We start from the raw sequence: 17,805 nt of genomic DNA, 5'->3' as shown, positions 1-17,805 counted from the left end.
TTTACCGGCAAGGATGCCTCATAAGGATGCCCGATAAGGACGCTAACGAGGATGCCTAACAACATCCGACGCCAACTGAGACGCCTAACAACATCAGGCGCCACAGAGCATGAGGGCGCGCAACAGCGAGAAAGCTATTAACGAGCTAGCTAGCAATAAAGACGCACGTCAGCAACAACGCAGCATCTCATATTGCTTGCGTTCGTTCCTTACGCGCACTTTGCAAGCGCATACGTTAGGTTTACGGGGCGGGCACTCGAAAGGGTGTCCGCCTTATCTTTGTGTTCAGCGTACGTTTTCGCCATCTTTCGTTTATAATTTTCTTAGCTTTTGACAATTGCGCGCAACGCCCTTGCACGTCCCTCACGAGTGCTGGCGCTGTGCGTTCATGTGCGTTCTACATGAAAATTGAAAGGATTACCATGGACACGTTTGAGCTTATCAAAGACACACTTGCTCATAACCTTGATATCGACCCGAACACCGTAACCGTTAACTCGACGCTTGATTCACTGGGCATCGATTCGCTTGATATGGTAGAGCTGATCTGCGACATTGAGGACAAACTGAACATCGAATTTGGCGAACCAGAGGGGCTTAAAACGATCGGCGACATCATCAATTATATCGATACGCTCCCGAGCGCGCGTGCCTAAACGAGCGCTGATTCAATGCGAGTGTAGTGCTCGCATCAGCAAAGCCCCCGTGCACGTTCCCCACGTGTGGCGCATTTTTGGTTAAAATACTCGCTATACCTGCGCGTATATCAAACAAAGGCGGAAATTTATGAAACGCGAACATTTAGAAGGAACCGTTGCTCGAATGCTTTCCATTTACGGCAGTTCAGACGTGTTTTTTACCAGTCCAGACAGGCGTTTTCCGAATAGAAACACCATCATTGGCATTCTCAAAGACATTCGCACAATTATGTTTCCGCGTTATTTTGAAGACGAGAAACCCAGCCACTCAAACCTTGAATACTTCGTGGGAACGACGCTTGACGCCGTGGGTGACGCGCTGTTTCGCCAGGTACGCGAGGCCTTGCTGTTTCGTGATGCACCGCAGATATCGCTTGAGGAAGCTGAACAGCGTTCGCGTACTATCACGAAGCAGTTTCTGAACAAAATTCCCTCGTTGCTTGAGCTTCTTATTAAAGATGTCGATGCCGCATTTGAGGGCGATCCTGCAGCTCAAAGCCGCGAAGAAATTATATTTTCGTATCCGGGATTTTTTGCGATTTCGGTGTATCGCATTGCGCACGAGCTGTACGTGCTTGATGTGCCGCTGATTCCGCGCATTATGACCGAGTACGCGCATCAAAAAACAGGTGTCGACTTGAACGCAGGTGCCCAGGTAGGAGAGTATTTCTTTATTGATCACGCAACGGGCGTTGTTATTGGCGAAACTACCATTATTGGCAATCACGTAAAAATTTATCAGGGCGTTACTCTTGGCGCGCTTTCGACGCGCGGCGGTCAGAAGCTTGCCGGCGTGAAGCGCCATCCAACGATTGAAGATGACGTAACCATTTACTCGAACGCGTCTATTTTGGGCGGTGAAACAGTTATCGGCAAGGGGAGTGTTATCGCAGGTAGCGCCTTTGTTACCGAGTCGGTGCCCGCTGGCTCGCGCGTATCGGTGCGCTGCCAGGAAGTTAACGTTCACCAGCATCGTTCTAAAACGTCGTAAGCGGCGTAGGCGACGTTTTGCGTTTTGGAACGCGTTCAAGCTGCTCACGCGTTGGCGCTTTTTTTGAATGAGTAATTTACCTGGCTTCTGTTGACAATTATTCTGACCAGAGGATAATAAAAAAGCAAGAGCTGTTTATCAAACAATACTGTTTATACGGCTTTAAGTTTCTTTTTGGGTGCTTATTTCTATCTGGAATTGATTTACAGTATCGGGAGATTATTTTGAAGTTGTTTCGTGTACGAATGTTTGTCGTTGCTTTAGTGGTAATTCTTGCAGCATTGGTATCACTCAGTGTAGGCAGATATACTATTTCTCCTTTTGATACAATTACTATTTTATGTGCTCCAATTTTTAATACAATTCCCACGTGGACACACCAAGCTCAAATAGTAGTTTGTGATGTGCGCGCGCCGCGTGTTTTGGCTGTGTTGCTTGTAGGTGCAGCTTTGGGTTTATCAGGTGCAACTTATCAAGGCATTTTCCGCAACCCGCTTGTATCTCCCGATTTGTTGGGGGTATCTGCGGGCGCTTGCGTTGGCGCAGCAGTTGCAATTTTGCTACATTGGTCTTCATTTGGTGTACAAGTAGCTGCGTTTTCGGTAGGTTTACTTACTGTTGCGCTTGCTACTTGTATTCCTCGTATTTTTATGAATAATTCAAATTTAATGCTTGTTCTTTCAGGCGTTATTATGTCAGGCTTCATGCATGCACTTATTGGATTAGCAAAGTATTTTGCCGACCCTGATAATGAGCTTGCTTCAATAGTGTATTGGACATTAGGCTCTTTTGCGTCAATTAAAATGACTGATGTTCTTCCTTTACTTGCACCTATTTTGATTTCGCTTGTTGTACTTATTTGTTTGCGTTGGCGCATAGACTTACTATCAATGGGTGATGAAAATGCTGCTTCAGTAGGCGTTTCGGTAGGTCGTTTGAAAGGCATTGCAATTATCTGTGCAACTCTTGCGACAGCAGGAAGTGTCTGTTTGTGTGGCACTATTGGTTGGGTTGGATTGGTTGTTCCACATATTTGTCGTCTTATAACTGGAGCAAGTAATCGGTATGTATTGCCTTTGTCTACTGGCATTGGAGCATTATTCTTATTAGTAGTTGATACGATTGCACGTAATATTTCAGGTTCGGAAATTCCTCTTTCCATTTTGACTGGTTTACTTGGCGCACCATTATTTTTTGCACTTCTTTATCGTCAACGTGGTCAGGTTTGGTGATAGAGTTGTCTAATATGTTTTCCTATAACAATCTTAATAAGCGTACGGATGTTGATGCACCTAATTCAGAAAATAAGCAAGTTATTGTGAATTTTAGTACTGAACATGCAGATGTTACAACGGTATTATCAGTACAGAATATCTCGTATGCATATACAGGTGAGAAATCAGTATTTTCAGATATTTCTTTTAAGCTGCATAAAGGCGAAGTATTATGCATTCTCGGCGCTAACGGCATTGGTAAATCAACATTGCTTAATTGCATTTGCGGACATAATACAATTTCTCAAGGACGTATCGAACTCGATGGGAAAAATATTGCTTCTATGAGTGTAAAAGAGCGGGCTTTACATATAGCATATGTGCCACAAATTACTCATTTTGCATGTGCTTATTCGGTACGTGATTGCGTTGTTATGGGGCGTGCTCCATATATGTCTACACTCGCACAACCAAAAGCTGAGCAGTATCGTATTGTTGATGAAATTCTTGAACGCATGTCCTTACGACATTTAGCACATAAAACATATAACGCCCTTAGCGGAGGGGAACAACAACAGGCGCAAATTGCACGTGCTCTTGCACAAGATACAAAGATTCTTGTATTAGATGAACCTACTAACCATCTTGATTTTGGGAACCAGATTAAAATTCTTGACATGATAAATGAATTACGTAAGCAGGGATATTGCATATTGCTTACAACTCATAACCCTGATCATGCTTTATTGCTGGATGACCAAGTTTTTGTAATGCTTGAAGATCACAAGTCGCTTCACGCACCAGCGCGTGATGTTATTACACAATCATTGCTACAGAAGCTCTATCATACACAAGCTTATGTTGTGTTTTCCCAAGAAGCACAGCGTTGCGCGTGCATAAGTGGAGCTTTGTAAGAATGTAAGTATCGATAATGAAGGGGTGTTTTATGGTGAACAAGCAGCAATTAAGTCAAAGAAATGCTTTCTGTACGATTCATCGTTTTCAGGTGTTTCTTATAGGTGTGTTATTGGCATTTTTATGCTGTGTCGTGACGCTTACTCTAACGTCATGCGGTCAGTCTTCGCGCGGTTCAACTAATATACATGGCCAAGACACGCAACAAACAAGCGCAACAAAAGCATCAGATAAAACTCATGTTATTACCGATCTTGCAGGGCGCAAGGTTACTTTACCTAAAGATATTAAACGTGCTGCTGTATTGGTGTATCCAACGCAAGAAGAAGTTGCGATGTTGGGCGCACATAATCAGGTTGCTATTACTGGTGGCAAGAATCTTACAAAAGGTTGGGGATCGGTTGTCTTTCCTGAATATGGAAAATTACACGCTGCAGAAAATGGTATGAAGCCAAACATTGAAGAACTTATCAAGTTAAACGTAGATGTGGTATTTTTCTGGGATTCTAAGCCGGATATCATTGCTCAGATTGAAAATGCCGGCATACCTGTTGTTGTAACGCAAGTTGACAATGATAATATTGATACCCCTGAGCAGTTCGTAGAATTTAAAAAGCATGAGATAATGATGCTTGGTGAAATTTTTGGGGGTCAAGCACTTGATAAGGCTAAGAAGTGGTGCGCGGATGCGGATAGTCGCGTGAAACGTATTCAAACTGCCTTGAGTAATGTAACGCCTAATAAAATCCCATCTGTGTACTATATTCGTGGGCCTAAGGCTCTTCAAGTTCATGGTGGAGAATCTTATACATATTACCTTGTTAGTTTAGCTAAAGGCGATCTTGTAACCAAACACGAAAAAAAGTTGCTGTATACCACTACAATGGAAGAAGTTGTTAAGTGGAATCCATCATATATTTTTATGGGCCGCGTTAATAACATTGACCTTGTTATGAACGATCCAGCATGGCAAGGCATTAAAGCTGTCAAAGATAAAAAAGTGTTTGTTAATTTAAAAGGTCCATTTGTTGCTGATTACAGTAGCGATTGCTTTTTGCTAATGGAACAAATAGCTCAAGATTTACATCCTAAAGAGTTACATGATTTAGATATGGTTAAGGAAGTACAGTCTTATTATAAGCAGTTCTACAATTACGACATCAGTGCAGAAGACGCTAAACGCATTCTTACTTTTAAAGAACCAAATGCCTAGATAGTATCTTTGTTTATAGGTAAGCCTTAACGTGAGTGAAAAAGCACCGAGTGGCAGATGTGCCGCTCGCGTGCTTTTTTTACGTTTCGCAATATTGTTCTGGACGCAAGCTTACAGTTTCGCTACAATCTAGTTCCATAGTTATACGCGCAGAAGTGAACCGCGGCACTCCGAACGCGCAAACTTAGCCCTCACATCGGATTTTCAACGATAGGACAGACTATGGATTTCTTGATTGCTCTTACGGGCACGATAGATTCGTATATGTATACGTATCTGTTGGTGTTCCTCCTCATTATTGCCGGATTTTATTTCTCAATTCGTACCAAGTTTGTACAGTTCCGTTTATTTAAGGATATGTTTTCTGTCCTCCAGGAAAAACGTCACGTTGATGGGCAAAGTGCAGTTTCGTCGTTTCAGGCGCTGATGGTTTCTACCGCTTCACGTGTGGGAACAGGCAATATCGCTGGCGTTGCAACAGCCATTGCCACCGGCGGCCCAGGCGCTGTGTTCTGGATGTGGGCGATGTCGCTTATTGGTGCTGCATCTGCGTTTATCGAGTCGACACTCGCGCAAATCTGGAAAATTCGCGGCGAAGACGGCGAATTTCGTGGCGGACCCGCTTACTACATCAGCCAGGGTTTAGGTAAACACTGGCTTGGCGTTATTTTCGCCATTTCGCTTATTTTATGTTTCGCGATTGGCTTTAACGGCCTGCAAGCATACAATTTAAGCTCGTCGTTTGAGTATTTCATTCCCAATTTCAAAAACTCGCGCGCTGCGTTTGCCATTGCCGTTGTATTAACGGTTGCTACGGCAATGATTATTTTTGGTGGTGGTAAGCGCGTTGGCGTTCTGTCATCGATTATCGTGCCTGTTATGGCGATTGTATATCTTGGCTTTGCGCTGGTACTTACCGTGATTCATATTGGCGAAGTGCCCAGTGTGTTTGCGCTTATCTTTGCTTCCGCTTTTGATTTTCAGTCGATTTTCGGTGGCTTTATGGGCTCGGTTGTTGTTATCGGTATCAAACGAGGCCTCTTCTCAAACGAAGCTGGTATGGGTTCTGCACCAAACGCCGCAGCATCTGCATCGGTATCGCATCCTGCAAAGCAAGGCCTCGCTCAAACACTTTCGGTGTTTATTGATACTATTGTTATATGTACGTGCAGCGCTATGATTATTTTGCTGTTCTATGTAACAGGCGAACCAGGGAAGCTTAATGGGATGCCACTGGTGCAAGCTGCTGTGCAACATGCCGTTGGCGAAGTGGGCATTTACGTTATTACGTTTGCGATTGTAGCGTTTGCGTTCTCAAGCATTATCGGCAACTATTTCTACGCGGAAAGCAACATCAAATTCATTAAGAACAACAAGGTTGTTTTGCTGGTGTTCCGTATCATCTGCTGCATTGCAGTATTTATGGGTGCGCAATCGAGTTTTGACCTTGCGTGGAACATCTCCGACATTTTGATGGGCATTGAAGCAATTATCAACATTATTGCCATACTCATGCTAGGGAAGTGGGCGCTTGCGGCGTTAAACGATTACCAAGCGCAAAAGAAAAAGGGGCTTGACCCGGTGTTTGTGTCGAGCAGCGTTCCTGGTATGCCGCATACTGAGTGCTGGAATACACCGCGCGAGAAATTGGAACATATGGAGCACGAGCCTGCGAAAGAAGCATGTAAGCACGTTGCAGCCGAGTTGTTCCGCGATTAGCAACGGTGCAGGAATGGAGCGTGCATAAACGCATCACGCACGCTCCATGACAGTTAATGTGCTTGTGAATGTTATGAAACAGCGTGGTTTAGCTTGTGCTAAGCCACGCAAAAGTGCAGATAGAAGCAATGGGTGTTCCCGTTTAACATAATAAGACAACAACGCGCCCTTGTGCGGAGCATCCATTACATTCACTACACCCCTTACACTCGCGTATCTGCACCTGCTTTCAGGTCCGTTCCCGCCCGTCATGCCCGTTGCAGTTGGTGTCTACTGCATCCGTTGTGCCCGTTGCATCCATTGCGTCCATGCGCCAGATGCTCTGCACGCTGGAAACTATCCCTGCTTGGGGCGATAAATGGCACAATTATTTGGAGTTTCATATACTTCGATGCAACTGACAGGAAGTTTTTTCTCTTGTAACGCACGGTAAAAATACTGCGCTAAGTTTTCAGCAGTCGTGCGAAACGGCAGGATAGTAAGCTTAAACCCTTCACGCTTAAGACATTCAAGCGTGTCGTTGTGCAGCGAGCCTTCCTCAACCAAAAACGTATGATCCAAACGCGCTACTTCTTCTCGAAATATCTTTTTGAACAGGCAAAAATCGAGCACCATATCTTTATGGGTACCTTCAGATTGTAAATGCTCTTGCGCAATATAACCCACCACACGCCAGCGATGTCCATGCAAATTTTCGCACTTGCCATAATAGTCTGTTAAGAAATGTGCGCTATCAAATGCCGATTCTGTTTTTAGTTCGAACATAATTCTCTTTTCGTTCACTTTTTTGCACGCTTATGGTACGGTAAGTAAGACAAAGTAAACAATTGCAGCCTTGCACAGTTGCTACCAGTCAGCCAAAAGCATAAGCCGTTTCATGTCAGTATAGCGTATCTGGTACGCGCAGGGTGTACAATCATTGCGTAATGTGATGAGGTGTTCGTATGTATTTTTACGTCGAATATAGACCGTTTGTGTCAGTTGGCGTTACTCTTTTGCAAGTTTCACAGGCACTGGCAGGGCATCACGATTTTCTTGACCTGTACAAACACAAGGGTTCGCTTATGTTTTCGGGAACATACCCATCGCATGGCGGTGGATTTATGCTGTTCAAGGCTGATTCCATTGATGATGTTCAAAGCTGTGTACAAAACGATCCGCTGCTTTATTTAGGCATTCAAAAATGTACAATTACGCCCTTTTCGCCTGATGATTCAACAGAATTTGTCTTAAACTTATGGAACAACACGAATGCTCAATGTGAGTAACGGGTACGTATACCTGCGTGTTTAACGGCAGCAATAAGATACCGGCATTAAAATGGCAGCAATAAGACTCCGCCATTAAAACGCCAGCAATAAGACGGCAGCAATAAAAATACGTGGATACCGTGCGTAATGCAGATTACTGCGTATAATAGTGCGTGGAGAATGGTTAGAACATTTTGTGTGTCCTAAGGAGACGGTATGGAACCCATTGCATCGTTTACTGTTGATCACATTCGACTTGTACCAGGAATTTATGTGTCGCGCATCGATCAAGACCCCGCAAGTGGTGCGTGCATAACCACCTTTGACCTGCGTTTTACGGCTCCTAACCGCGAGCCTGTTATGGATACAGCTACGGTTCACGCGCTTGAACACCTTGGTGCTACGTATCTGCGCAACAACCCTACGTGGAAAAATCGGATTGTGTATTTTGGCCCTATGGGATGTCGAACGGGTTTTTATCTGCTGGTGTTTGGGCAGGCAACCTCGCGCGATGTGGCGCCACTTCTTCGCGATTTGTGTGCGTACATCGAGGCGTATCAGGGTGATGCCCCTGGTGCACACCCAGCTGAATGCGGAAATTATCACGATAGCGACGTGCCAGGTGCGCGCTATTGGGCGAAGCGTTATCGCGAAACCGTGTTGGATTGCTTGTCGGATGAAAACACTCAGTATCCAGCGTAAGGAAACGCAGTATCCAGCTTAAGAGAAAGAAAAGAGGCGCGTGATGGCAAAAATTGGCATTATAGCAGCTATGGAGGTTGAAGCCGAAGAGTTGAAAGCGGCGCTTACAGATGCGCGCGCTGTGTATCACATGGGAATGAATTTTATTGAGGGCACGCTTGATAAGACGCCCGTTGTTGTTGTTCGCTCGGGCATTGGCAAAGTAAACGCAGCTATTTGCGCTACAACGTTGCTGCAGCGCTTCGGCGTTACGCATGTCATTAACACGGGCATTGCTGGATCGCTTGACGAACGTATTCGCATTGGCGATTTGGTTATTTCAAGCGACGCTGTCCAGCACGACATTGACGCTACCAAATTTGGATATCGACGTGGCGTTATTCCTCAGCTGGGTATTTCGTCGGTGTTCGTGGCAGATAGCGCTATGCGGCAAGCTGCTCGCATAGCTGCCGTGAATCAGGTGTCTAACGAGCACGTTTTTGAAGGGCGCATTGTGTCGGGCGATACTTTTGTTGCCACACGCGAGCAGAAAGCCGACCTGGTTGCAACATTTGATGCGATATGTTGCGAAATGGAGGGTGCATCGATTGCGCATGTGTGCTCGCTTGCAAACGTGCCTTTTGTGATTATTCGCGCTATTTCCGATAACGCTGATGAAGATGCCGATTTGGATTATCCAAGCTTTGAGCGCAGTGCCGCGCATCGCTGTGCCATTATAACGCGGTTTGTGTGCTCTCATCTGGCACGATAGTGTGCTGAGTGGGGGTCAAGGCGCGCTGAGCAGGCTTTCATGAGGTTTTAGCAGGAACGTGGCAGTGCGGGAACGTAGCAGCGAGCACGCTGCTAGCACTGTATCAGTGCAGGAGAATGTACGTCAGCGGAAATACCCACCGCCGCATGAAACACGTTTACAAGCTGCGCTGCTGATACAAGCCAGCATCGCTAAAACCCTGCTTGCGATAGTATTCGCGCGTTCCAATAGCACTAATCACATTCATGTGGCTATAACCTGCGCTTTTAGCAATTTCGCACGCGCGCTCGATAAGCTTTTTTCCCAAGCCTAAATGCTGCGCGCCTTGTGAGCGCTTATGCAAATGCGCCACCGCGCCATACACGTGCACTTCGCGTATCATGGCCTCGCCGCAGCGTATGGGTAGCTCATTCTCGTGCGCTTTCACATAACTTTCATCGGGAAGCGACAAGCGCAAAAAGCCTGCAATTCGTTCGTGTTGATCTTTCCATTGCAAAAAGAATTCCTGTGTATGTGTGCTGCGATAGGCAGTTTCTGTCATCGCCAGCGTGTTTGGATTGAAGTCGTGCGTGCCAATTTCGCGATAACGAATTTCGCGAATGGGCTTGCCTGACGCCTGTGCGTGCTGTTCAACCATTTGTCGCAAATTCGTAAGTTTGTTGCCAACAAGAATGTCTTGCGCTGAAATGTCGCGAATCATGCGCGATATGCGCACGTAATCGGGTGTATCGTACATGCACGAACACAACACGTCCACCAGCTGTTCATACGTATACGGCCGCCACGTGCCGTTTTGGTGATGGTGCACCAAGCCCGTGCCGTCAACTAAAGCGCAGGGATACAGCTTTATCTCATCAGGCAAAAAGCGCTCATCGTGCACCAAAAGATTGTAGTCGCGCTTATCGTCATCGGGACTTGCGCCGTATAAATTGGCCATCAGGTGCGCATGAATTTTGAAGCCAAAGATGCGCAGCAGCTCGAATGCGCGTGTTGCCTGCTGAACTTCGTTTTTTCTGCCGTTAAGCGCAAGTGTGTGTTCATGAAGACTTTGGATGCCAATCTGAATTTTTGTAGCGCCAAGGCGGCGAATTTCACGCAAGTTATCGCAGGTGATGGTGTCGGGGCGCGTTTCAATCACAAGCCCCACAACGCGATGCGCACAGCTTTCATTGCGTTTGTGCAGGTCAAATACGCGCGAAAACGGCGCTTGCTGGCCTTCGCTTACTCGTATCCATGCGCTTGATTCTTGGTACAGGTGCCGAATTGCCTGATTGTAGCTTATTTCGTGCGAACTTACGCGCGCTTGCAACTGTTCAGTGGCGCGTTTAAGCGTATCGCTCTGCGCGCTAATCCCAAGCTGCTCATACCACGCTTTACGCTCGTCAATGCGCTGTTTTCGCTGTTCAGTGGTGTCACAGAGCGCCTGAAACAGCTCGGCAATATACCACACGCGATAGCTTTGCGGATAATCGCACCACGTGCCACCCAAAATAATCAGCTCAATTTTGTCGGTTGGGTGCCCCATTTCATGCAGTGCTTTCATGCGCGAGGCAACCTGCAAATACGGATCAAAATAGTTGCGTTCCGCACGCTGACACGCAGGCTCATCAGTAAGGTAGCTTTTTGGCATACGAATATCGTTCGGGCAGTACAGGCAGTTGTTTTTGCACTGCCACGGCTTTGTGAGAACAGTAACAGTTGCCACTCCACTTGCCGAGCGGCGCGGCTTCATGCGAATGCAGGAAATTAGCTTTTCTTCAAGCGCGCTATCGATATGAAGCGCCTGCCATTCCTCCGGATGATTTTCCTTAAACCGCAGGTAAAACGGGTATAATTTCTTCTTCGCGCAGTGTTTTGATACATCAGATATGTTTTCATTATGCTTGCGCACTAATTGTGCCAAAGCCTTGGCGTCAAGCACTTCGCTGCGTCGTAAAATAGCAAGTATGTCGAATAACAGTTCTTTCACGTAGTTATTGTAACGAAAGTAGTGTGGAAATATCAGATGAACATCGATTTATGCCGCCAGCTTTGCAAGATAAACAAGATTTTTTACGCACGTCATGCTCAGTCGTTTTCGAATACGCGGCTTGCGTCTTGGGATGGGTGGCGCCGTTTGTTCGATTCCGTTTTTTCGACAGCGGCAACGGTTACAGCTCCTGAGGTGTTGCGTGGGAAAACGGGGATCGTTACGGGTGAAATGCCACGTGAACAGGCAGGGAACGCTCCGGACACCATTTCTTGCGAACAGGAGGGGGGCGCGCCCGAAGTTTTGTCGTGCGTAGAAGCGAGGAGTGCTACGGGTACTGTTTCTTGCGGAGAAGCAGGCAAAGTGTTTGGTAGCGCGGTCTTGTTGTTGGACGTTGCGCTTGGCAATGCGCGTTTTGAACATGCGTTGATGACACAGTTTCCCCATGTAAATTGGAAATTTTACGGAGTAGACGCCTGCGATGACTTGCTGACGAGCGCTTTTGAAGTGCCTGTTGATTACATGTCGCGCGATGTGTGTGAGTTACTTTATGCGCACCTTGAGCATGATGTGCGCTTTTCACGCGATGTGCCGTTAAAGCCTGATACCCAGCCGAAGCTAGATGCCGTGGAACGTCTGCACCTGCACGCTGTGCAGGTTGACTATGCGGTGTCGTTTGGTTTTATGCATCATATTGCGTCATTTGAAGCCCGAGCTCTGTTTTTGCAGTTGCTGTGCACGTGTGTTAAGCCTGGCGGAGCGGTATGTGTGTCGCTGTGGCAATTTATGAAGTCGCCTCGCTTAAGCGAACAGGCGCTTCGCTTTACGCCTGCAGCGTGCGAGCAATACGGCATCGCGCAAAAGCACTTGGAACAGGGCGATTATTTTTTGTCGTGGCAAAACGATAGCCAGTCGTTTCGCTATTGTCATTCGTTTTCCGATAGCGAAATACAGCGTCTTGTGGAATGCGTGAAACCCTATGCCCAGCTTGAACGTATGTTTTGTGCTGACGGCAAAGAGGGGAATTTGAACTGTTATCTTGTGTTGCGACGAAGCGTGTAAGCCTAAGCTGTTGTATCGGTGCATGAGGCGATAAGGTTATGGTTTGTACTCGCGTTTCATAATCTTGCAAAGTTGTTTCTTTTTTATATCCTAAAGATAAGAGTACCCCCTGTGGCAACGCTGCGGCATGGGACTCTTTTTATATGGCTGCACCATGTGCGCGTGGTGATATGAGATAGGTGTGCAAGCGCCGTCATGCCAATCCGCACGCCGCCCGCACGCGGTATTGCGCCATATTGAAAAAAGACACACCTACCAGCATTGATAGGTGTGTCTGTTCTTCTTTTTCAGAAAGCAATTACAAGGCGTGCACACTATTTCTTAATTGCCTTAAACGCTTCTGTTTGTGCTTTGATGCTGCGCTCTGCCGCGAGACGCTCAATTGATGTTGCGCCAAAGAAGCCATCAATGCCTTTCACGTTATGGATGATGTATTCGGCGTCCTTGGGTTCAGCAATAGGACCACCATGGCAAATAACCAGTGCATCTGGGTTTTCTTCCTTAACAGCAGCAACAATACCCGAGATAATACCCACGCAATCGTCCAAACTGCGCGCCGTTTCAGCTCCAATCGTGCCACCCGTGGTAAGTCCCATATGCGCAACGATGATGTCAGCGCCTGCGCGCGTCATGGCACGTGCTTGCTCTTCGTCAAAAACGTACGGGCAGGTAAGCATATCAAGCTTGTGAGCTTCGGCAATCATGTTTACTTCCATGTCATAGCCCATGCCTGTTTCTTCAAGATTTTTGCGAAATACGCCATCAATAAGGCCAACCGTAGGGAAGTTTTGTACGCCATTAAAGCCCTGCTCTTTTAGCTGTTGCAGATATTTTTTCATCACGCGGAAAGGATCGGTACCGCACACGCCAGCCAAAACGGGCGTATCTTTCACAACAGGCAGAACTTCAGCACCCATCTCAACAACAATTTGGTTGGCATCGCCGTAGGGTAAAAGGCCAGCAAGCGAACCGCGTCCCGCCATGCGGAATCGCCCCGAGTTATAAATAACGAAAATGTCAGCGCCGCCCGCTTCAGAGGACTTTGCTGTAATTCCTGTTCCCGCGCCTACGCCAAGGAGGATTTCACCTCCGTTGATGCGTTTGTGGAAGCGATCGAGAATTTCAGAGCGACTCAATTCCAACATAGTTTTTCCTTTCTGTACTGTGGATAGAGAACCGTACTACCTGCTTTACGTAAGAATGTGCGTCATACGTACTGTGCATTGGTAAGCGTGTGCACGCATCATCTGTATTGTGTTACCCGAAACGTGTGCGCCATGCGTACTGCACACATCATACGTACTGCACACATCATCCGTACTGCACATATCATCCGTACTGCGCACGCGATGCGCAGCTTGGCATTATTGTTCTTGTTCTTCCAGGAGCGCAATAAGCTTATCGGCTGCAAAGTTTGCAAACGCATCATCATTAATATGCGCATCCATTTCGATGAGCTGCACTTTATTGGTATCAACATTATTTTTAATGGCATTGAAAAGCGCGTTGTCTTCATCAGGGCCATAGAACGCTTCCCCTGGTGCATCAATCATTGAAACGCCATGCTTTGGAAGCAGGCATATGCATGGTGACGTGCTCATATTCATTTTTTCTGCGAGCTTTTTACCGATTGCATCGCTTTCTTCAACACTGGTGCGCATAAGCGTTACGCTGGGATTATGTTGGTACAAATTACGCTCCTGAAAATGATCGGGAACGCTGTCTTTTGTTCCGAAATTCACCATGTCACAAGCACCAACACTGACAATGGCAGGAATGCCGCAACAGGCTGCGGCTTCCATGCGATGTGGTCCTGCGGCAAGAACGCCGCCTACTACTTCATCGCACCATTCTGTGGTCGTTAAATCAAGGACGCCTTGAATGAATCCGCCTTTAATAAGTTCTTCCATGCATTTTCCGCCCGTACCCGTTGCATGAAATACCAACACTTCATAACCTGCTTGCTCCAAGCGTTCTTTTGCTTTGGTAATGCACGGTGTTGTAACACCAAACATAGTTGCTGCAATAAGCGGTTTTGAGTTTTTGTCGGGTGATGTGTGCGTTAAGCCGTGGAGCATGCCTACCATTGCTGATATGGCGTTGTTAAAGATAGTACGAGAAAAGGTGTTGATGCCTGCAATATCTACGATAGATGGGAATAGGCAAATGTCACTTGCACCAACATAGGGACTTGTATCACCGCAGGCCATCGTTGAAATCATGATTTTGGGAACCCCAATAGGCAGTGCACGCATACCAGCGCAACTGATGCTTGTTCCCCCTGAACCGCCCATTGAAAAAATGCCATCAAATTTTCCTTGTTCAAACAGTTGATGACACAGCTGTTCACAACCTGCACTGAGTACTTGCGTAGCACGTGCACGGTCATGAGCAGCAGCAATCTCAGTAATGTCACAGCCTGCGGCAGCGCATACTACATCGTTTGGAATGTCAGGCTCAAAGAGCGGATCATATACGCCTGTGTGAATGCTTAAAACTTTGATATTACGCTGTTCAAATTGCTGTTTAATGTAGAGAAATTCCTCACCTTTGGTATCAAAGGTTCCAATAAGTGCAACAGTTGACATGAGCAATCCTTACGTGGTGCGAATACAATATGCTTTGTGATATGCATAACGCGCATACCGTTCAAGCCATGTATAAGCAAAACACCACGCTTGGTGCAGCGCAAGAAAAAATGCGTACGCGTTACATAAATGCGTGTGAACGGTAGGTGGTTTGAACTGCACCTATAGGCATTGCGGGGCATTGAACTGCGGCAGCATATTCACGTGCTGTGTTTTCGTTGCATTTTCTTGTTTCGATTACGGCATCATCAATGTCGTTAAGTATCATTCTGCATTTTTGATAGAAAAGCGAGCCTGCTTCTGTGATGCTGAGCACACGACCTTCACGCTTAAATAAATTTACGCGTAATTCTTTTTCGAGTGAGGAAATTTGTTGCGAAACAGCTGATTGTGTTACATACAATAAACCAGCAGCTTTAGTAAAGCTCCCTGTTTCGCATACTGCGCAGAAACACTCAAGTTGACGGATAAGCATAATAGCCCCTTTTGCATGGATGTTTATCTCATATCTGTGCAAAACTCTCTGGTTCGTATTGTAGCGTGTTTTCTCATAAATATAACTTATAGGTAAGAAGCAAGGGAATTCCCTTATTGTGTTAAGGGGAAATCCTTGAAGCGTTTCGGAAAATCGCCAGCTCGCGAACATCGCAGGTAGCACAGGTTTCGCGGTCTACTTTATTGCTGCGTCAAGCGAACGCGCCCTGCTGTTGATAGGACTGCTTCATTCTTGTGCTTGTTCAACCAACTTCACCAGCTCATCTTTCTTATGAATGCCAAGTTTTGTATAGATGCGCCTTGTGTGCGTATTGATAGTATTTAGTGATACAAAAAGTTCTTCTGCAATGCAAGCAGCTGTTTTGCCACGTACTATTTGATTGACCACTTCAGCTTCTCGTGCACTTAAATTAAACGCTTTGCGAACAGCATCAACATGAAGTTCGATGCGGTCTTGTTTCATATCATCGCTGACTGCTTCTTTAGTATCAAACATGGAGCGCGCAGGGTGCTGGCTCCTTTTCGCGTGAGATTCGTGCAACGCATTTTTGTGTTGGTGCGCAGATTCTTTGTTGCTAATATTTGAGCTTGGTGCTTTTACAGGCGTTTCACCTGCGATATCGTTTCCTCGCTTTATTTGCAATGCTTTGTTTTGTGCTGTGTTGCAGCTTTGTGTATGCTCAGCGGCTGTTTTTTCAAATGCGTCTGCGCTCTCGTACGGGTGCTTTTCCAACTTGTTCTTTGAACTCGTATGTTGCTTATCAGTGCGTTCGAATAAGCTATCGGGAAGCTCTATTGCTGGATTGTTGAATGCTGACGCTATTTCGCTTCGCAGTTTATGATGCGTAACAAAATAGATAACGGATAGTATCCATACTGCCAAAAGTGCTGTGTCAGATGGCTGCACATCTATGCTGATAAACGCTATATTCACAAAGCTGCCTGCGATAAAGCCAACGTCATGAAGTAAAAAAACAACACCGCCCATAAGTCCAAATAAGAAGAGCGGATTCACGCCATAATCGCGACTTGCGCATCCTGCTTGAAGCATAAGTAACAGCAAGGCAACGCTATAGATTGCGTATAATCCAGCAGCAAGCCACGACGTATAGCCAATCGGCAAAAACGCAAGAAGCGCCAGCGCAGTAAGTATGAGTGGAAACAATACACGATAGATTGCAAGAACATTAAAACTTACATTTCCCATTTTCCAAAGCAGCAAAAACGTTAGGGCAGCAATTAGTAACGCACACATCGATAGTACATTTACATAGCTTCCTACCTGGGGGTTATCGATGGCGCGAGCGCGCATGATGCCTGTACATAAGCCAAGAGACGCCATGCATAATGCGCTGCGCCAAAATACGAGCCACGTGCGCTTGTAGACGTGCGGATGTTCGCGCGGAATATCGACAAACATAGGTTGTTCTTCATTGATTGCCCGCGCATTGATAATAAGCGCCAGTGTAAACAGCGGCATAAAAACAAGCGGTGCTAAATATACCGTAACCGCTGTTGGAACAGCATAAAGCATAAAGTAGATAAGTGCTGCGTATGCAGAACCTAAGATGATATTGTGCATACCGCTTGTAGCTTCTTGCGATACAAATAAACGTTGGAAGAGCAGGTAATATCCTGCAGAACCTGCTCCAAGGAATACACCTGCAATGCCGATGAGGATGAGCGTGTGAGATGCTAGATACGTGCTTAAAATGAGTGCTGCCCATCCCGTAAAATAGCAGCTTGCAGCTATAATAATCATCCGTCGGTACGGCATGTGCGGAAAGAAATATGAGCATGCTGCCGACATAAAAAACGTACAGGAAAACAGTGTTGCTTGTGCTAAAAAGAACCAAAAGAGAAGTTGAGGCGTTTGGAATGTAAGCGGCAAAAACGGAAACACGCCGCCCCAAATACTCATCGCATTTGTTGCAAGAAATAAGCCATAGGCTAGAAGAGCTGTGTTGGGTTTTATGCTGTAGAATAATGCGTTCACAAAGCCTCATTTCGTGGTGATAAGCATTTGTGCATCTCGCGAATAACAAATGCTGTGAAAGTATATAGTGTATTGAAAATTCCGAATACGTACTATCTTAAAATAGAACTATAGCTTGTATCCCCCCTTAGGGTATTATGAACAATAAGGCTTAGGAAGGCTAGTCATATTTTCAAAAACTGCCTGTTGATACGGGAATTCACTAGTTTCTTGTGACAGAGTTCTATGCATGCGCGTTTAGT

General features: G+C 46.0%; 16 protein-coding genes. 10 read left to right on the top strand and 6 right to left on the bottom strand.

All coding sequences use genetic code 11. The annotated features are described in order from the left end of the window. Positions 1-422: 422 nt before the first annotated feature. The 6 genes from HMPREF3190_RS02940 (at position 423) to HMPREF3190_RS02915 (ending at position 6,750) form a co-directional block, all read left to right on the top strand. The gene (locus tag HMPREF3190_RS02940) at positions 423-656 is read left to right on the top strand and encodes an acyl carrier protein (RefSeq protein WP_066780188.1); all 234 of its coding nucleotides are present in this window, start codon (positions 423-425) and stop codon (positions 654-656) included. Positions 657-786: 130 nt separating this feature from the next. After that, positions 787-1,689, top strand: coding sequence for a serine O-acetyltransferase (locus tag HMPREF3190_RS02935; protein ID WP_066780186.1), 903 nt, complete (start codon positions 787-789; stop codon positions 1,687-1,689). A 224-nt stretch (positions 1,690-1,913) separates the two neighbouring features. Beyond that, positions 1,914-2,921 (top strand): FecCD family ABC transporter permease, encoded by a 1,008-nt coding sequence (locus HMPREF3190_RS02930; protein ID WP_449676075.1) that lies wholly within the window; start codon positions 1,914-1,916, stop codon positions 2,919-2,921. A gap of 14 nt (positions 2,922-2,935) precedes the next feature. Then, on the top strand, positions 2,936-3,817 hold the full coding sequence (locus HMPREF3190_RS02925; RefSeq protein ID WP_066780182.1) for an ABC transporter ATP-binding protein: 882 nt from the start codon (positions 2,936-2,938) through the stop codon (positions 3,815-3,817). A gap of 32 nt (positions 3,818-3,849) precedes the next feature. Next, positions 3,850-5,031, top strand: coding sequence for an ABC transporter substrate-binding protein (locus tag HMPREF3190_RS02920; RefSeq protein ID WP_066780180.1), 1,182 nt, complete (start codon positions 3,850-3,852; stop codon positions 5,029-5,031). 222 nt (positions 5,032-5,253) lie between these two features. Continuing rightward, a complete protein-coding gene (locus HMPREF3190_RS02915; RefSeq protein WP_066780178.1) occupies positions 5,254-6,750 on the top strand; it encodes an alanine/glycine:cation symporter family protein in 1,497 nt (498 codons plus the stop codon). A gap of 336 nt (positions 6,751-7,086) precedes the next feature. On the opposite strand, the gene HMPREF3190_RS02910 is transcribed toward HMPREF3190_RS02915, so the two are convergent. Next, a complete protein-coding gene (locus HMPREF3190_RS02910; RefSeq protein ID WP_066780176.1) occupies positions 7,087-7,515 on the bottom strand; it encodes a 6-pyruvoyl trahydropterin synthase family protein in 429 nt (142 codons plus the stop codon). A 179-nt stretch (positions 7,516-7,694) separates the two neighbouring features. On the opposite strand from HMPREF3190_RS02910, the gene HMPREF3190_RS02905 reads away from it, so the two are divergent. From HMPREF3190_RS02905 to HMPREF3190_RS02895, 3 genes are all read left to right on the top strand, one after another. Continuing rightward, positions 7,695-8,018 carry a YciI family protein gene (locus tag HMPREF3190_RS02905; RefSeq protein WP_066780173.1) on the top strand — a complete coding sequence of 108 codons (324 nt, stop codon included), beginning with the start codon at positions 7,695-7,697 and terminating at the stop codon, positions 8,016-8,018. Positions 8,019-8,216: 198 nt separating this feature from the next. Then, a complete protein-coding gene (locus tag HMPREF3190_RS02900; protein ID WP_066780170.1) occupies positions 8,217-8,702 on the top strand; it encodes an S-ribosylhomocysteine lyase in 486 nt (161 codons plus the stop codon). 43 nt (positions 8,703-8,745) lie between these two features. After that, on the top strand, positions 8,746-9,453 hold the full coding sequence (locus HMPREF3190_RS02895) for a 5'-methylthioadenosine/adenosylhomocysteine nucleosidase (RefSeq protein WP_066780169.1): 708 nt from the start codon (positions 8,746-8,748) through the stop codon (positions 9,451-9,453). A gap of 157 nt (positions 9,454-9,610) precedes the next feature. On the opposite strand, the gene HMPREF3190_RS02890 is transcribed toward HMPREF3190_RS02895, so the two are convergent. Then, positions 9,611-11,422, bottom strand: a complete 1,812-nt coding sequence (locus HMPREF3190_RS02890) for an elongator complex protein 3 (RefSeq protein ID WP_066780168.1) — start codon at positions 11,420-11,422, stop codon at positions 9,611-9,613. 36 nt (positions 11,423-11,458) lie between these two features. On the opposite strand from HMPREF3190_RS02890, the gene HMPREF3190_RS02885 reads away from it, so the two are divergent. Beyond that, entirely contained in the window at positions 11,459-12,484 is a 1,026-nt protein-coding gene (locus HMPREF3190_RS02885; RefSeq protein ID WP_156425690.1) for a class I SAM-dependent methyltransferase, read from the top strand. Positions 12,485-12,798: 314 nt separating this feature from the next. On the opposite strand, the gene HMPREF3190_RS02880 is transcribed toward HMPREF3190_RS02885, so the two are convergent. From HMPREF3190_RS02880 to HMPREF3190_RS02865, 4 genes are all read right to left on the bottom strand, one after another. Beyond that, complete coding sequence (locus tag HMPREF3190_RS02880) at positions 12,799-13,629, bottom strand: phosphoenolpyruvate hydrolase family protein (protein ID WP_066780166.1); 831 nt, start codon at positions 13,627-13,629, stop codon at positions 12,799-12,801. Positions 13,630-13,848: 219 nt separating this feature from the next. Further along, positions 13,849-15,072: a Tm-1-like ATP-binding domain-containing protein gene (locus HMPREF3190_RS02875; protein ID WP_066780165.1), complete on the bottom strand. Its 1,224-nt coding sequence runs from the start codon at positions 15,070-15,072 to the stop codon at positions 13,849-13,851. Positions 15,073-15,193: 121 nt separating this feature from the next. Continuing rightward, a complete protein-coding gene (locus HMPREF3190_RS02870) occupies positions 15,194-15,547 on the bottom strand; it encodes a LysR family transcriptional regulator (RefSeq protein ID WP_066780164.1) in 354 nt (117 codons plus the stop codon). Between the two features lie 246 nt (positions 15,548-15,793). Beyond that, positions 15,794-17,563: a response regulator transcription factor gene (locus tag HMPREF3190_RS02865; protein ID WP_066780163.1), complete on the bottom strand. Its 1,770-nt coding sequence runs from the start codon at positions 17,561-17,563 to the stop codon at positions 15,794-15,796. Positions 17,564-17,805 lie beyond the last annotated feature (242 nt).

Origin of the sequence: Umbribacter vaginalis, from assembly GCA_001552935.1 — a bacterium.
GTDB classification, from domain to species: domain Bacteria; phylum Actinomycetota; class Coriobacteriia; order Coriobacteriales; family Eggerthellaceae; genus Berryella; species Berryella vaginalis.
Note: the sequence above shows the minus strand (reverse complement) of the source record. Positions and strands in the feature narration are given on the sequence as shown.

Bases quoted from the DNA above. Each gene is read 5' to 3' on its own strand.
- HMPREF3190_RS02940 (WP_066780188.1), top strand. From the start codon at position 423: ATGGACACGTTTGAGCTTATCAAAGACACACTTGCTCATAACCTTGAT.
- HMPREF3190_RS02935 (WP_066780186.1), top strand. From the start codon at position 787: ATGAAACGCGAACATTTAGAAGGAACCGTTGCTCGAATGCTTTCCATT.
- HMPREF3190_RS02925 (WP_066780182.1), top strand. From the start codon at position 2,936: ATGTTTTCCTATAACAATCTTAATAAGCGTACGGATGTTGATGCACCT.
- HMPREF3190_RS02920 (WP_066780180.1), top strand. From the start codon at position 3,850: ATGGTGAACAAGCAGCAATTAAGTCAAAGAAATGCTTTCTGTACGATT.
- HMPREF3190_RS02915 (WP_066780178.1), top strand. From the start codon at position 5,254: ATGGATTTCTTGATTGCTCTTACGGGCACGATAGATTCGTATATGTAT.
- HMPREF3190_RS02910 (WP_066780176.1), bottom strand. From the start codon at position 7,515: ATGTTCGAACTAAAAACAGAATCGGCATTTGATAGCGCACATTTCTTA.
- HMPREF3190_RS02905 (WP_066780173.1), top strand. From the start codon at position 7,695: ATGTATTTTTACGTCGAATATAGACCGTTTGTGTCAGTTGGCGTTACT.
- HMPREF3190_RS02900 (WP_066780170.1), top strand. From the start codon at position 8,217: ATGGAACCCATTGCATCGTTTACTGTTGATCACATTCGACTTGTACCA.
- HMPREF3190_RS02895 (WP_066780169.1), top strand. From the start codon at position 8,746: ATGGCAAAAATTGGCATTATAGCAGCTATGGAGGTTGAAGCCGAAGAG.
- HMPREF3190_RS02885 (WP_156425690.1), top strand. From the start codon at position 11,459: ATGAACATCGATTTATGCCGCCAGCTTTGCAAGATAAACAAGATTTTT.
- HMPREF3190_RS02880 (WP_066780166.1), bottom strand. From the start codon at position 13,629: ATGTTGGAATTGAGTCGCTCTGAAATTCTCGATCGCTTCCACAAACGC.
- HMPREF3190_RS02875 (WP_066780165.1), bottom strand. From the start codon at position 15,072: ATGTCAACTGTTGCACTTATTGGAACCTTTGATACCAAAGGTGAGGAA.
- HMPREF3190_RS02870 (WP_066780164.1), bottom strand. From the start codon at position 15,547: ATGCTTATCCGTCAACTTGAGTGTTTCTGCGCAGTATGCGAAACAGGG.